The organism is Psychroflexus maritimus (assembly GCF_011089875.1).
GTDB lineage: Bacteria > Bacteroidota > Bacteroidia > Flavobacteriales > Flavobacteriaceae > Psychroflexus > Psychroflexus maritimus.
Map to the genome: position 1 here is coordinate 1 of NZ_JAANAS010000011.1, position 233 is coordinate 233.

The 233-nt window shown below is 39.9% G+C and carries 1 protein-coding gene; it reads right to left on the reverse strand.

Features of this window, described 5'->3' with window-relative positions; genetic code table 11:
* The coding region (locus G7034_RS01680) for a hypothetical protein (RefSeq protein WP_166399232.1) at positions 1–233 on the reverse strand (233 nt) is incomplete at both ends.

Consider the following 233-nt stretch of genomic DNA (forward strand, 5'->3'; position numbering starts at 1 on the left):
TCGATTATAAGTTCATCGGTGTTTTCCACATTTTGTAAAACTTCGTCTTCCACTAAGCTTAAGTCGAAAGTTCTAACGCCAGTCTCGTTGTCGTCACAAAGCGTTAGCGGTTCGGGAGTTTCGGTTTGTGGGGTGTTTCGGGTGAATAAATCCAAGTCAAAAATTTGAGTACAACCAGTTTCTTCATCTTCAAAAAACGCATAAATAGTTTGTTCAAAAGCTTGTACGTTGGC